The sequence below is a fragment of the Paenibacillus sp. NAIST15-1 genome (assembly GCF_001894745.1).
Taxonomy (GTDB): Bacteria; Bacillota; Bacilli; order Paenibacillales; family Paenibacillaceae; genus Paenibacillus_B; species Paenibacillus_B suaedae.
In genome coordinates, this window is record NZ_BBYF01000002.1 from 392,924 (window position 1) to 406,909 (window position 13,986).

Genomic DNA, 13,986 nt, shown 5'->3' on the forward strand with positions numbered 1-13,986 from the left:
ACGCGGAATCGATATCAAAACCGTATAAATTGCGTTCAAACGCTTACTGGGCATATGCTCGGTAAGCGTTCTTTGTTGAATAATGAACGACAAGTCAGTAAATCAGACGATTTAAAAGAAATGAATGGATATGTTACTGCAAAGCTCGGAAAAATCGGGCACAAACGGCATTATGATGAAATTGGCGTTTTGCTGTTGTGTTTTCATGATGATAAACTGCATTACATCTCACGAGAACGTAGAAAAGGGGAGGAGAAATCATGAACGTCTTCAAGCGGCTAAGCACTTTTTACTGGCCGAAAAAAGGCTACCTATTCGTATCTATACTTTGCTTGATGGCGGCAACAGCGCTCGGATTGGTGTATCCCAATATGCTGCGCATCTTGATTGACGACGTCATAGCAAAAGAACGATTCGATTGGGTGCCTTGGCTGTCATTGACGGTGGTCGTCGTTGTCAGCATCAAAGGCACCCTCACATTTTTACACGGCTATTTTGGCGGTCGTCTAGGCAACTATGTTGCCTACGAAATGAGAAATGCCTGCTATCGCAAGCTGCAATTCCTTTCATTCCGCTACTATGACAAGGCAAGAACAGGGGATTTGATGTCCCGCTTGACTGCAGATCTTGAAGGGATACGCAACTTTGTTGGGTTCGGCTTCGCACAAATTTTGAATATGGTGCTGATGGTTCTTTTTGGCGCTGGAATGATGTTCTCAATTGATTGGAAGTTAACGCTAACAACGCTTATCCCAATACCGCTGTTGATTCTAGTCGCGCTTCGGTTCGAATCTAAGATACATCCGGCCTTCCGCGAAATGCGCGTCGCCTTCAGCCGCCTGACAACGGCAGTACAGGAGAATATTACGGGCGTTCGTACAGTCAAATCTTTCGCGCGTGAAAGCCATGAAGTTGATAAATTCTCTATACGGTCTGAAGCGTATAAGGAAAATCAAATTCATGCTGCGACACTATGGGGACGATACTTCCCTGTGATGGAACTTCTTGCTTGCTGCTGTGTGGTCATGCTGCTTGCGCTTGGCGGAACGAAGGTCATTAACAAAGAGCTGTCGCTTGGTGAATTAGTTGCCTTCTTCAGTATGATCTGGTACATCATTGGCCCGATGTGGGGAATTGGCTTCCATATCAATAACTATACGCAATCGAAGGCATCTGGAGAGCGTGTGCTGGAACTGCTGGATACCCCAATTGACATTGCGAACAATGATCGTGCGGTTGTATTGAATGATGAAGAAGTTAAGGGACATGTTCAATTCAAAGATGTTACCTTCCGCTATGAAGGTGATGTAAACGCTCTTAGCCACATTACGCTAGACGCAACACCTGGGAAGGTGATTGGATTGCTTGGCGGTACAGGAGCGGGCAAGTCAACAATTATTCAACTGCTCATGCGCGCGTATGATGTGAAGTCAGGTAGCATTATGCTGGATGGTCATGATATTCGAGACTTGGATGTGAAGAGTCTCCGCAGTCAGATGGCTACCGTATTCCAAGAGACATTCCTGTTCTCATCTTCGATCTATAACAACATTGCTTACGGACGAGATGATGTGACCGAAGAAGAAGTGGTTCGAGCAGCGAAGCTTGCGCAAGCACACGACTTCATTATGGAGCTGCCGCTTGGCTATGATACGATTGTGGGCGAACGCGGTATGGGACTCTCAGGCGGTCAGAAGCAGCGGATTGCGATTGCCCGCGCGCTGCTGAAGGATCCGAAGATTTTGATTTTGGATGACGCAACAAGTGCCGTTGACATGGATACTGAACATGCGATTCAGGCTGGCTTCCAAGAGGTTATGCGTGGACGTACGGTATTTATAATCGCACACCGTATCTCGTCGCTGCGGCATGCAGATGAGATTCTGGTATTGGATCAAGGGAGCATCGCGCAGAGAGGTACTCATGAGCAATTGATTGAGGTGCCGGGTACCTATCAAGATGTATATCGTATTCAGTATGCTGATAAGTTTGAGTCAGAAGATCAGATGGATTCTACCACCGATGGAACGTCGAACAGAGAGCAGGTGAGAGTATGAGTGGAGCACGATTCACAGCAGCATCCACGGCGGCGAGCCCGGCGAATGAAGACGAGAACACAGCTGCGGAGAACGCAGAACGTAAGCGTTCCCGATTCGTCTATCAAGATGATGAAGCAATAGAAAAGCCGTTCAACTGGGCTCAGATGCGTCGCCTGCTGGTGTACATGAAGCCGTATAAACGCCAACTGCTGCCGGTATTGTTGGTAATGATGGTTCTGGGTACGCTTACGAAACTGGCAATCCCATTTCTCATCAGCTATGCCATTGACCATGCGATACAGCCCGCTGACGGAAACCCATCGCTGCATATGCTGTATATGATCGCGGGAACGGTGTTTGGACTTTATATTGTGCAGTGGGGCGCCAATGCGTTCCGCATCAAATTTATGAATGTGATTGGCCAGCGCATTATTCATGATTTGCGAGGGGATCTGTTCAAGCACATTCAGAAGCTGTCATTCCATTTCTATGACAAACGTCCAGCTGGTTCCGTGCTAGTGCGCGTGACGAACGACGTCAACTCCTTGCAGGAACTGTTCACGAACGGTGCTGTCAACACTCTAATTGATTGCATGCAGCTGGCAGGTATTATCATTATCCTCTTGTTCTTAAATGTTCAGCTTGCACTGGCAGTTATGATTACGGTTCCAATCATGTTCTTAGTGTCGACGAAGCTGCGGAAGAAGATCCGCTTCGCTTGGCAGGACGTCCGCATGAAGCAATCGCGGATTAATTCTCACTTGAACGAGGCGATCCAAGGCGTTCGTGTCACTCAAGCGTATACACAAGAAAAGCAGAACATGGAATTCTTCGATCATATGAACAATGTGAATAAGAAGTCTTGGGATCGCGCTTCTGCCATGAACCAATCGTTCGGCCCTGTTATCGAGATAACAAGTGCTGTAGGTGCATTTATTCTATTCATGTACGGTTCCTATTTGATTCAGAGCCATGTGATTACAGTTGGGGTACTATTCGCATTTGCTCAGTACATCGGGAACTTCTGGGAACCTATTAATCGCTTGGGGCAAATGTATTCGCAAATGCTAATTGCTATGGCTTCTTCGGAACGCATCTTTGAATTTATGGATGAACAGCCATCTATTGAGGATACAGCGAAATCAAAAGTGCTTCCACCAATCCATGGCGATGTGGAATTCGAGAACATAATGTTCGAATACGAGAAGGGACGTCCCGCGTTGAAAGGCATTTCATTATCAGCCAAGGCAGGCGAGTCCATCGCGTTAGTCGGACACACAGGTTCCGGTAAGAGCACGATTATCAATTTGTTGTGCCGATTTTACGATACGACAGAAGGCCGTGTCACTATTGACGGTCATGATATTAAGCAAGTTACAATTGAAAGTCTGAGGTCGCAGGTTGGTATTGTATTGCAAGATACCTTCATCTTCTCCGGGACGATACGAGATAATATTCGCTTCGGTCGACTCGATGCAACGGATGCGGAGGTAGAAGCGGCAGCACGGGCCGTGTATGCGCATGACTTCATTGCAAGTATGAAAGATGGCTATGACACTGAGGTCGAGGAACGCGGGAATGTGCTGTCCATGGGTCAGCGTCAGCTTATCTCGTTCGCACGTGCCTTGCTTGCAAACCCTAGAATATTGATTCTTGATGAAGCGACTGCAAGTATTGATACCGAGACCGAATTGAAAATTCAAGAAGCATTGAAGACGTTGCTGCAGGGTAGAACCTCCTTCATTATTGCGCACAGGTTGTCTACGATTCGCAATTGTGACAATATCGTTGTGCTTGATCATGGGGTTATTCAGGAACAAGGTACGCATGATCAATTGATGAACCTGCGTGGTACTTATTACAATCTAGTAGCGGCTCAGTATAAGTACATGTAGTCGCACCGCGTGTAGCGATAGAGCGATTCTGCTGTTTGTAATTGCTTCTGTGTTTTGTACAATCGTATAGGAAATTGATGAAAGAGGCGGCCGAATTGATCGGTCGCCTCCCTTGTTGCCAGGGAACGTGGTAACAGATGACTCAGTTTGCAAATAGGAACCTGAACAGGTAATGTAAAGGGAGAACAGAGTTCAGGGATTGAGACAGGAGGACTAGGATGAGTCGTAAAACGGCATCGCGGCAATGGTTATGGATTGCTTCATGTGGCGTGGGATGTACGCTGCTCTTGCTCGTTGGCTTCGGACTTGGAATTGCGGATATTATCTATCCTGCTTCTGTTCCGTTTGCGGATGCGCCTGGGGTGAAGACTTCACCGACAACAGATACCGCCACTCACTCGGAGCAAGAGATACGGATCGCTGCTCTTGGGGATTCTTTGACAAGAGGTACTGGCGACGGGACGGGACAAGGATATGTACGACGTGTGTTGAGTACGCTTGAGAAGAGCAAGGAGAAGCCGGTTACGCTTCTGAACAATCTGGCAGTGAACGGGCTTCGTGCAGATCAGCTTGTGGAACGAATAGAGAAGGATAGTGCGGGTTATGTATTGAAGCAAGCGAATGTCATCCTACTAACGATTGGCGGCAATGACTTATTCCAAGGTGCTCAATCGGAACAGATGAGCGCCAAGGAAATGCAGCTCGATACACTCATAGCCAAGGTGGATGCTGGCATTGTCCACTTGAAACAGGTGCTGACTCAACTGCGTAAATGGAACCCGGATGCGCTTATCATCTATGTAGGACTGTATAATCCATTCTCGGATCTGCAGGCGATGCGTGAAATAGGAAATGCCGTCGTTCAGAAATGGAACGATTCAGCTTATGCGTTTATCAATAAGGACAAGAATATGATGATGGTTCCAACCTACGATTTGTTCCAGCGGAACAGCAGCAAATATTTATCTTCTGATCATTTTCATCCTAATGGAGACGGATATGATGCCATTGCGAAGCGGATTGTGCAGAGCATTCAATAATAGAAGGACACTAGAGGACGGCCAGGAGGTGGCTTAGTGATGGAGCATGCGAAGGAAGTTATATTATCAGTAGAACATGTGAAGAAGAAAATAGGCTCTAAGCTGATTATCAAGGATGTAACTTTCGAGGTTCGAGCAGGCGAAATTTTTGGCTTCCTCGGGCCGAATGGGTCTGGCAAGACAACGACTATTCGAATGCTGGTGGACTTGATTACTCCCACTTCAGGCCGGATTCAAGTATGTGGTCTGGATGTGAATCGAGATCCGGAGCGGGCCCTGCGGCATGTTGGCTGTATTGTAGAGAACCCGGAAATGTATAACTTTCTGACAGGATGGGAAAATTTAGAACATTTCGCGCGGATGGTAAGCGGCATTGGTCAAGAACGCATTCAAGAAGTTGTCGAGATCGTTGGGTTGTCGAATCGAATTCATGATAAAGTGAAGACCTATTCGTTAGGGATGAGACAACGGCTTGGGATCGCGCAAGCTTTGCTTGCTGAACCGAAGCTGCTCATTCTGGATGAACCCACGAATGGATTGGATCCACTCGGCATTAAGGAGCTGCGATCATTTATCCGTACGCTGGCTGACAGTGGTATGGCTGTGTTCGTCTCGAGTCACTTGTTAAGTGAAATTCAACTAATGTGTGATCGCGTTGCGATTATCAGCCATGGTGAAGTGCTTGCTGTAGATGATGTCGAACAGCTGCTTACGGGACGCAATCAGTTTGTAGTATGGCAGGCACAGCCTGCGGAGCGGGCTATGGAGCTGTTAGCAGAAAACGACGGGGTTACAATCTATAGCCGAGAGACAGCGCCGATTGACGAGTCCACCTTGATCGGGATACCTGACTACGCAATCGTAACGGAAACTGCACCGGACATCATTCCAGAACTGAATCGCAAGATGATGGATGCCGGCATCCAAATCGAAGGAATCCAGCATATTATGCCTACCCTAGAACAGCTATTTCTAGAATTAACGGAGGGTGAACGCATTGAGTAGCTTGCTGCCGCTTATCCACAATGAGACATTAAAAGTGTTGAAGAAAAAACGATTTTATGTCATCATGCTCATATTGATCGTGTTAATTCCTGTCTTCACATATGCGCAAATGAAGATGGCGGAAAATAGTAGGGAGAAGTTCAAAGAGGACTGGAGACTGGAGTTGCAGCAGCGCATCACCGATATTCAAAATTCGCTCGGAAGCGACCGAATACCCGAAGAGTGGAAGAAGTATCGGCTCATTATGCTGCAGCAGCTGCAATATTATTTGGACCATGATGTGAATCCGAGTGAGCCGAACGGGGTGACATTTACCCGTACTTTTATGGACAATGCAGTAACTCTGTTCATTCCGCTGCTTGTTATGGCGATTGCTTCGGACATCGTTTCATCGGAGCGGTCTACCGGCACGATCAAGATGCTGCTGACTAGGCCGGTTCGCAGGTGGAAGGTGTTAATGAGCAAATGGATTGTCCTGATGATGTTTACCGGAATCATTGTCGTGATGACAGCACTGCTTGCTTATTTGATTTCAGGGGCGGTCTTCGGGTATGGAGGCTGGTCTTTTCCGATATTTACCGGATTCTCGGTAGCGGGCACGAACGTGGATTTCAATGCCGTACATACGCTTCCCTCATGGCTGTACTTGCTTATGCAATGTGGCCTTATCTGGTTCTCCAGCATCGTAGTCGCAGCACTTGGGTTTATGATATCTGTGCTCGTCCGGAGCACAGCAGCAAGTATTGTAACCTTAATGGCAACCCTGATTGCAGGTACCATCTTGTATAATATGGCCTCTTCTTGGCCGACTGCCAAATATCTGTTCATGATTAACTTGAAATTGACGGACTATATGGCGGGTACACCGGCCCCTGTAGAAGGGATGAGCTTGCCGTTCTCGCTTGCTGTATTAAGTGTATGGGGCATTATTTCCCTATTCATTGCATTCCGTGTCTTTACGAAACAGGACATCTTGAATTAAAATATACAAGAATGCGAAACATCTGTTTGCATCCGGACGATATAAGTAATGGGGCATTTTGTTGTTCCTCTCGTCCGGCAGCGGCAGATTTTCTTTTGCCAACGAAGGCTGGAACGCTAATAAGGTAGCATTTTATTTATGAAGTACGCATTTGGTATGAAGCACGTATTATGGTATGGAACGCGCATGATTATTGATTATGCACTACATGTATTTTTGAAGGAGGAGCATGAATGGTCGAGCAAGTCGATATGTTCGGACAGTCGCCTGAGAATGGGGGGGCATCTGGCAACCGCAATTCTGAGTATGGGGCTGACGACATTCAAGTGCTCGAAGGGCTTGTCGCGGTACGCAAACGGCCAGGGATGTATATTGGCAGTACAAGCTCCTCGGGGCTGCATCATCTGGTATGGGAAATCGTAGACAACGCTGTCGACGAGCATCTCGCCAAATTTTGCTCTCAGATTGATGTGACAATTCACAAGGACCAGTCGGTCACCGTTCGAGACAATGGACGAGGAATTCCGACAGGTATGCATAAGACAGGGGTACCGACCCCGCAGGTCGTCTATACGATCTTGCATGCGGGTGGTAAGTTCGGTGGTGCAGGCTATAAGAAATCTGGCGGTCTGCACGGCGTTGGCGCTTCAGTCACGAATGCGTTATCGGAATGGCTTGAGGTGGAGATTTGTCGAGACGGCAAGATTCATCGCATGCGCTTTGAGACATGGACGGATAAGAAAGGCAAAGAGCATGTCGGCGAACCGGTAACGGGGCTGGAGATTGTCGGTAATACGAATCGCACAGGCACGAAGGTAACGTTCAAGCCGGATGCGAAGGTATTCCATGGCAATATTCATTTGAATTATGACAATCTTGCTGAACGATTGCAGGAGATTGCATTTTTGAACTCTGGCTTACGGGTCACATTGAAAGATGAGCGGACAGGGAAGGAAGAAACTTTCCTTTATGAAGGCGGAGCAAGCGAGTTTGTACGCTTTTTAAATGAAGATAAAAACGTGCTGCATGAAGTGATTCATTTCACTGCTGAGAAGGATGATGTTGAGGTTGAGATTGCACTTCAATATAACGATGGGTATACGGAGACAATCGTATCGTTTGTAAACTCGATCCCAACTCGTGGCGGCGGTACGCATGAGACAGGCTTCAAGACAGCCTACACGCGTGTGATGAATGAATATGCGCGCAAGAACAGCTTGTTGAAGGAAAAGGATAAAAACCTAGACGGCAACGACCTACGGGAAGGCATGATGTCGGTCATTAATGTGAAGATGTCCGATGTGGAATTTGTCGGTCAGACGAAGGATCAGCTTGGTAGTGCCATGGCTAGGGGTGCTGTAGATACAATCGTAGCAGAGCATATGAGCATTTTCCTGGAGGAGAACCCACAAATTGCGCAGATGTTAGTCAAGAAGGCCATTCAGGCGTCAAGGGCGCGTGAAGCGGCACGTAAGGCGAGAGAGGATGTGCGCTCAGGCAAGAAGCGCAGCGAGAGCTCAAACCTTAACGGCAAGCTGACACCAGCGCAGTCTAAGGATTATACACGCAATGAGCTCTTTATCGTCGAAGGGGACTCGGCGGGCGGTTCTGCGAAGCAAGGGCGCGATTCCAAGACGCAGGCAATCCTGCCGCTGAAGGGAAAGCCGATGAACCCGGAGAAGGCCAAGCTGGCCGACATCTTGAAGAATGATGAATATCGGACAATTATCCATGCAATCGGAGCAGGGGTAGGCTCCGACTTCGATGCGGATGAGAGCAACTACGCGAAGATCATTATTATGACAGATGCCGATACTGACGGTGCGCATATTCAGGTGCTGCTGCTCACGTTCTTCTATCGTTATATGCGTCAGCTTATTGATAAGGGCAAGGTATATATTGCACAGCCTCCGCTCTATAAGATATCGCATAAGAAGGGCAAGCACTCGACGGTTCGCTATGCTTGGACGGACGAGCAGCTTGCCAGCTACGTGAAGCAGTTCGGACAAAGCGCTGAAATTCAACGCTATAAGGGTCTTGGCGAAATGAATCCCGATCAACTGTGGGAAACGACGATGGATCCGGAGACGAGAACACTGCTGCAGGTGCAGATCGATGACGCTGCCAAGGCAGAGCGCCGTGTGACGACATTAATGGGCGACAAGGTGGAGCCGCGTAAGCGCTGGATCGTAGAGAACGTTGACTTTGCGGAGTTCGAGGAATAGAAAGGTGAGAGACACATGAGCGTATCGGAACAATTCAAACCCGCGTTCTTGGAAGACGTGGTTGGCGACCGGTTCGGGCGCTATTCCAAATATATCATTCAAGATCGTGCGATACCCGATGTCAGGGACGGTCTCAAGCCGGTACAGCGACGCATCTTGTATGCAATGTATGAATCCGGCAACACACCGGAAAAGCCATACCGTAAGTCGGCCAAGACGGTCGGGGACGTCATGGGTAATTACCACCCGCACGGGGATTCTTCAATATATGACGGCATGGTGCGCATGGCGCAGCCATGGAAGATGGGGCATGTCCTGATTGACGGTCACGGCAACTGGGGGTCAATCGATGATGATCCAGCAGCTGCAATGCGTTATACAGAAGCCAGATTGTCCTCCATTGCTATGGAGCTGCTTCGGGATATTGAGAAAGACACCGTTCCGTTCCGTCCAAATTTTGATAATACGGAAGAAGAGCCTGTTGTACTGCCTTCGCGCTTCCCGAACTTGCTCGTAAATGGTGTTAGCGGGATTTCGTCCGGCTTTGCAACGGAAATCCCCACACATAATTTGCGGGAAGTGATTGAGGCATGCATCGCCATGATCGACAAGCCCGAGATTGATCTGGATGAGATTATTAACATTGTGCAAGGTCCGGATTTCCCTACAGGCGGAATCATCATGGGTGCGGAAGGCATTCGCGATGCATATCGTTCGGGTAAGGGCCGCATTTACATTCGCGCGAAGACGGATATTGAGGAGATGCGCGGAGGTCGTCAGCAGATCGTCGTTACCGAAATCCCGTATCAGGTCGTGAAGTCGCGTCTCGTTACCGCAATGGAGAACATCCGATTAGAGAAGAAAGTAGACGGTATTGCAGAGGTTCGTGATGAAAGTGGACGCGAAGGGATGCGTATCGTCGTTGAGCTGAAGAAGGACGCGGATGCGAACGGCATTTTGAACTATTTGTTCAAGAAGACCGACTTGCAAGTGACCTATAACTTCAACATGGTAGCGATCGTGAACAAGGCTCCGATGCAAATGGGCATTTTGCCTATGCTCCAAGCCTACATTGAACACCAGAAGGAAGTTGTCACGAATCGTACCCAATATGACTTGTCGAAGGCAGAAGACCGCGCACATGTGTTGGAGGGCTTGGTCAAGGCGCTTGATATATTAGATGCGGTTATCGCGACTATCAAAGCTTCGAAGAATCGTCAGGATGCACAACATAACTTGATTGAACAATTTGGCTTCTCCGAACGTCAAGCTGATGCGATCTTGACATTGCAACTGTACCGCTTGACGAATCTGGAATTGACTTCATTGATGAAGGAATTAGAGGATATTCGCAAGAAGGTTGCCGACCTTCGTTCGATTCTGGAGAGCAGCAAGAAGCTGATGAAGGTAATTAAGAAGGAACTGACGGATATTCGTGATCGATATGGAATTGATCGCCGTTCAGTCGTGCAGGGGGAAGTCGAGGAAATCAAGGTGAACCTTGAGGTCATCGTAAATGCCGAGGATGTTCTCGTCACCTTGTCCAATGATGGATACATCAAGCGGACGAGTCAGCTATCCTTCACACGATCTGGCGGAGAATGGGATGCATCTGGTGTTAAGGAAGGCGACTACATCCGTCAAATTTATGAAGTGAACACCTTGGATCGCCTGCTTATCTTTACGCAGCGGGGACAATATTTCTCCTTGCCTGTCCATATGATTCCAGAATTCAAGTGGAAGGACAATGGTACAGCCATCGTCAATGTGATTCCGATTGCGAAGGAAGACTCTATCGTAGCTGTTATTCCAGTCAAGTCATTCGCAGACGAGTTGAGTTCGCTCTTGTTCGTTACGCGTCGTGGCCAAGTAAAGCGTACGATGCTCAAGGAATACGAAACCAACCGTACAGGGGCAGTCGCTGCTTGTAAAGTAGCAGACCAAGATGCGTTGTTGGCTGTCATGCTCAGTGATGGGGCAGCAGACCTTCTTCTCGTGACCGAGCAAGGAATGTCTATCCGATTTACAGAAGCGGAAGTGAATCCGATGGGACGCGCAGCTGGTGGTGTTCGTGGAATGCAGCTTAAGGATGACGATGCAATCACAGCAGCTCTTCGGGTCACTGGTGAAGAGGGCGAGATTACTGTTCTAACGGATATTGGATGGGGCAAGCGTTCGTTGCTGCTGGATTACCCAACACAGGGACGCGGCGGTAAAGGAATGGCTACATTCGAGTTCAAAGAAGGGAAGCGAGTGAAGCCGAATGGGAAGAAGTTAATTGGCGCTTACTTCAGTAAAGAGTCGTATCCGATTACGATCATTACGGAACAGGGACGATTGCATCAGCTTATTACTGAACATGCCCCTCTCATGGATAAGAGAGCGCAAGGCCGAAGCTTGGTTGCAATCGATAAGGAAGATAGTATTGTAAATACGATGATTATTACCCCACCATCCGTCTAATCGAATGGCTTGTGCGGTGGATTCAACACATCGTGCAGGGTATTGATAATCTCTAATAGGACCCACAATGGTACGGGCTCATCGAGTCGTTCTATCCATTGTGGGTCTTTTATGATCCCGATCTCCATTGCTTTGCGGAAAATACCGGATTTGTCCTGATCCATTGTGTCCCCTCCTCGCAGTTAAAGCATCAAATTAGTGAGAAGTTGGTGTGATAGATGCCTATACAACAGTATATGTGCTAGTTGATTGCTTGGTTCCTGAACTTTCTTTGGCAATAAATTTGTAATTAAATGGCATTATGCTAAGATTAGGGATGTCCTATCTACTTTGCTGTGGTATAATTTAGGTGTTTGTAGATCGACATGGAATAAAGGGGGAGTCGTTTGCATGCATGCAACCGAATTTGCCAAGCTATGGTCGAAGTTATCCAAGGATTATAAGTCAATGATGGACGAGTCCCTGGCGCCAAGCTTGACAGAGAGCCAGTTAACCGTATTAGAACGAATTGCGGAATATGGGAAGGTTAAGCCTTCTGATCTGTTGCCTCACTTAGCTACGACTCCTGCTGCGATTACAACATTGATGGATCGGATGGAGAAGAATGCTCTAATTATTCGAGAGCGAGACCAGGATGATCGTCGAATTGTGTGGATCCAGGCAACCGAATTCGGAGAACAGGAAATGCGCCGTGGAGTCGCTATTCGAGAGAACTACTGGAATGAAATTTTACATCGGATCTCAACGCATAACCAGCAGCTGCTTATCCTTTTGCTTGGCAAGCTAACTCAGCCGCCACAACCGTCTACTGTTGAGAAAGAGACGGCTGCAGCGTCAGAGCCTGTTCGTGCAGGCCAATAATCTATGGTGAAGGCGAGACATTGAGTATAACCGGTACAGCCGATCTTGAGGCAAGATGGCTTGTCGCACTGGTGAGCATCTTTTTCATTGCCTGATATTGCTGTGTGCTTAATCGATTGTCAGAATGTGATTTGATCGTTTGTTCCAGTGGGAGTACACGGTACTTGCGCTTGTCACGGGCACCATCAATATGCACCCATGTTGGGATCGTTGTCACATTTTTTAGTTCGATTGTGCCTTCAGGCATATGCTTATTAATTTCTACACCGAAGATTACTCCAATATCAGTACCATTGCCTGTCTGATTGGATATAAAGTTCCCCATTGAATAAATAATAAGCCCATCGCGCTTAGAGCCGTCGGGCTCTCTTACCGTAATACGCTCATAGGGTTGAATGACATGTGGATGAGAGCCCAATATAATATCTGCTCCAGCTTGGATCAGCGAACGCGCCAGTCGAATTTGCTCTTGATTCGGCGTGTGCTCATATTCAGTGCCGAAATGAATGGCAATTGCGACAACGTCAGCTCCAGCCTTCTTCGTATTCTGAATATCCTGTATCATGCGCTTCTCATCAATGAGAGAGACAAGATAAGGCTTCTGCTTCGGGAGCGGGATGCCATTTGTTCCGTACGTATACGCGAGAATGCCTAGTTGTATTCCGTTTTTCTCAACTAATGTTGGCTGCTTGGATTCCCATAATGAGGCGGAGAGTCCCTTCGTTACCAGTCCTTTTTTCTTCAACACTTCCAATGTGCGCAGGGCTCCGGCTTCATATCGATCTAATGAATGATTGTTCGCCGCCGTTACAATATTGAAGCCTGCGAACTTCAAGGCATCTGCAAGCTCTGGTGGTGCGTTGAACATGGGGTATCCGGTATAGACCTTCTCGCCGCCTAGCAATGGAGTCTCCAGATTCGCCCAGCACCAATCTGCTGTCTCGAGAATAGGCTTCACCTTAGTAAAATAGGTCTTGAAATTGTATGTGCCTGTCTTCTTATTAAAATAGGCAGGAAACTGAGGGGAGTGCATCATAATATCTCCTACCGCAAGAAGCTTGCCGGAAAGAGTATATGGCTTTGCCTTCGTGTTGTTAGGCGGCATAGTGGCCGTACTAGCCGGGATGTTCGTAGAAGAGTTGAGATGATCGGCATCGGTCGATGAAGGTGAACTGTCCTTATGCTGAGCTAGTGCTGTTTTGTGTGCCGGTTGAGGCTTTGTCTGCTGTTCGCTGCCCGTTGTTGATTGCGAACTAGATGCATCTTGATCGACAAGCTGTGATGGCGCGGCAATTGCGCAAGCAGTGGATAAAATCAAGAGAACAATTGCAATGACCAGCAATCCTGTTCGTACATACCGTCCGTTACTCATTTTCCTATTTTCCTCCTTTCATACACGAATAACACCATGCGTTAAATGAGCATGACTGAATGATGACTGTGTCTGCAAATGAACGCATCGTGTACAATCGCATC

General features: G+C 47.7%; 11 protein-coding genes. 9 read left to right on the forward strand and 2 right to left on the reverse strand.

All coding sequences use genetic code 11. The features are described from left to right. The first annotated feature begins 54 nt into the window (after positions 1 to 54). From PBN151_RS31755 to gyrA, 8 genes are all read left to right on the forward strand, one after another. Complete coding sequence (locus PBN151_RS31755) at positions 55 to 264, forward strand: hypothetical protein (protein ID WP_227774415.1); 210 nt, start codon at positions 55 to 57, stop codon at positions 262 to 264. Further along, the gene (locus PBN151_RS05505) at positions 261 to 2,057 is read left to right on the forward strand and encodes an ABC transporter ATP-binding protein (protein ID WP_072728013.1); all 1,797 of its coding nucleotides are present in this window, start codon (positions 261 to 263) and stop codon (positions 2,055 to 2,057) included. Before PBN151_RS31755 ends, PBN151_RS05505 begins: the two co-directional genes overlap by 4 nt. After that, entirely contained in the window at positions 2,054 to 3,934 is a 1,881-nt protein-coding gene (locus tag PBN151_RS05510; protein WP_072728015.1) for an ABC transporter ATP-binding protein, read from the forward strand. The genes PBN151_RS05505 and PBN151_RS05510 overlap by 4 nt, the downstream gene beginning before the upstream one ends. 218 nt (positions 3,935 to 4,152) lie before the next feature. After that, complete coding sequence (locus PBN151_RS05515; RefSeq protein WP_072728017.1) at positions 4,153 to 4,974, forward strand: GDSL-type esterase/lipase family protein; 822 nt, start codon at positions 4,153 to 4,155, stop codon at positions 4,972 to 4,974. A gap of 39 nt (positions 4,975 to 5,013) precedes the next feature. Further along, positions 5,014 to 5,979, forward strand: coding sequence for an ABC transporter ATP-binding protein (locus PBN151_RS05520; protein WP_072728019.1), 966 nt, complete (start codon positions 5,014 to 5,016; stop codon positions 5,977 to 5,979). Then, positions 5,972 to 6,961: an ABC transporter permease gene (locus PBN151_RS05525; protein ID WP_021254615.1), complete on the forward strand. Its 990-nt coding sequence runs from the start codon at positions 5,972 to 5,974 to the stop codon at positions 6,959 to 6,961. The genes PBN151_RS05520 and PBN151_RS05525 overlap by 8 nt, the downstream gene beginning before the upstream one ends. Before the next feature lie 233 nt (positions 6,962 to 7,194). Then, positions 7,195 to 9,186 (forward strand): DNA topoisomerase IV subunit B, encoded by a 1,992-nt coding sequence (gene parE / locus PBN151_RS05530; RefSeq protein ID WP_065291624.1) that lies wholly within the window; start codon positions 7,195 to 7,197, stop codon positions 9,184 to 9,186. 15 nt (positions 9,187 to 9,201) lie between these two features. Beyond that, the gene (gyrA, locus tag PBN151_RS05535; RefSeq protein ID WP_072728022.1) at positions 9,202 to 11,649 is read left to right on the forward strand and encodes a DNA gyrase subunit A; all 2,448 of its coding nucleotides are present in this window, start codon (positions 9,202 to 9,204) and stop codon (positions 11,647 to 11,649) included. On the opposite strand, the gene PBN151_RS31005 is transcribed toward gyrA, so the two are convergent. Continuing rightward, a complete protein-coding gene (locus PBN151_RS31005; protein WP_021254612.1) occupies positions 11,646 to 11,813 on the reverse strand; it encodes a hypothetical protein in 168 nt (55 codons plus the stop codon). The two genes, gyrA and PBN151_RS31005, sit on opposite strands and share 4 nt — an antisense overlap. Before the next feature lie 226 nt (positions 11,814 to 12,039). Here PBN151_RS31005 and PBN151_RS05540 point away from each other — a divergent pair, with 226 nt between their 5' ends. Then, positions 12,040 to 12,510, forward strand: a complete 471-nt coding sequence (locus PBN151_RS05540) for a MarR family winged helix-turn-helix transcriptional regulator (RefSeq protein WP_021254611.1) — start codon at positions 12,040 to 12,042, stop codon at positions 12,508 to 12,510. 1 nt (position 12,511) lies between these two features. On the opposite strand, the gene PBN151_RS05545 is transcribed toward PBN151_RS05540, so the two are convergent. Continuing rightward, entirely contained in the window at positions 12,512 to 13,882 is a 1,371-nt protein-coding gene (locus PBN151_RS05545; protein WP_072728024.1) for a CapA family protein, read from the reverse strand. Positions 13,883 to 13,986: the final 104 nt, after the last annotated feature.

Coding starts and splice junctions, on each gene's coding strand:
- PBN151_RS31755 (WP_227774415.1), top strand. CDS start 55: ATGCTCGGTAAGCGTTCTTTGTTGAATAATGAACGACAAGTCAGTAAA.
- PBN151_RS05505 (WP_072728013.1), top strand. CDS start 261: ATGAACGTCTTCAAGCGGCTAAGCACTTTTTACTGGCCGAAAAAAGGC.
- PBN151_RS05510 (WP_072728015.1), top strand. CDS start 2,054: ATGAGTGGAGCACGATTCACAGCAGCATCCACGGCGGCGAGCCCGGCG.
- PBN151_RS05515 (WP_072728017.1), top strand. CDS start 4,153: ATGAGTCGTAAAACGGCATCGCGGCAATGGTTATGGATTGCTTCATGT.
- PBN151_RS05520 (WP_072728019.1), top strand. CDS start 5,014: ATGGAGCATGCGAAGGAAGTTATATTATCAGTAGAACATGTGAAGAAG.
- parE (WP_065291624.1), top strand. CDS start 7,195: ATGGTCGAGCAAGTCGATATGTTCGGACAGTCGCCTGAGAATGGGGGG.
- gyrA (WP_072728022.1), top strand. CDS start 9,202: ATGAGCGTATCGGAACAATTCAAACCCGCGTTCTTGGAAGACGTGGTT.
- PBN151_RS31005 (WP_021254612.1), bottom strand. CDS start 11,813: ATGGATCAGGACAAATCCGGTATTTTCCGCAAAGCAATGGAGATCGGG.
- PBN151_RS05540 (WP_021254611.1), top strand. CDS start 12,040: ATGCATGCAACCGAATTTGCCAAGCTATGGTCGAAGTTATCCAAGGAT.
- PBN151_RS05545 (WP_072728024.1), bottom strand. CDS start 13,882: ATGAGTAACGGACGGTATGTACGAACAGGATTGCTGGTCATTGCAATT.